The sequence below is a fragment of the Solibaculum intestinale genome (assembly GCF_040096205.1).
Taxonomy (GTDB): Bacteria; Bacillota; Clostridia; order Oscillospirales; family Acutalibacteraceae; genus Solibaculum_A; species Solibaculum_A intestinale.
The window spans coordinates 1-686 of record NZ_JBBMFD010000066.1; the positions used below are offsets into that span (position 1 = coordinate 1).

General features: G+C 36.2%; 1 protein-coding gene. It reads left to right on the plus strand.

What is annotated here, in order from left to right; all coding sequences use genetic code 11:
* Window positions 1-359 (plus strand): hypothetical protein (locus tag WMO26_RS13550; RefSeq protein ID WP_349221151.1); only part of this gene is annotated, 359 nt, incomplete at its 5' end.
* Window positions 360-686: the final 327 nt, after the last annotated feature.

The following is a 686-nucleotide window of genomic DNA, read 5'->3' on the forward strand; positions in this document are numbered from 1 at the left end:
GTAAAACTTTGCAACAGAACCTCGATTTGCTTTATGCAAACGCCACCTACCCATTTTATAAAAATAAAATGAGCAAAAGATCTTTCTTTTTGTCATACAAAAAGAAGAAAAAAAAGAGACGATTTTCTTCTTCCGAAATCGTCCCTCTTTTTTCTAAAACCATGGATGAACGAACAAAAAATCTCTCGTATTTTGTTTGTTCATCCACTAAAAATATGCGAACAGTATGGCTTCATTCAATCCTGTTCTTACAAGTCAAAAGCATTGAATCGTCCAAGGACGATTCAACAAAAAAAGTAGTCGTTTTTGGACGACTACTAAGTTCTAAACATTCATTACCCAAAATCAATTTGGTCTAACATCGTTTCTCGACTAGCTTGATCTAATCCAAGATACGTTAAGGTCATGGCTTCACTTGAATGGTTTAATAAATGCATCACTAAACCAATATTATAGTTTGACTGGGTATAGACCTTATAAGCGCCTGTTTTACGCATGGTATGCGTTCCTAGATAGTTAATTCCTACTTATTGTCGGCGGAGCTGGACGCTTCTTTCACAACCTCTATCCTCGATCTTTTTGGTCATACACTTCTTTGACGTTGATAAATTGATCAAGTATTGGATTTTCTCCTTTTAGGTCAGCTTCGAAACGGATACCGTCAATATTGATTCTGGCGTTACGGT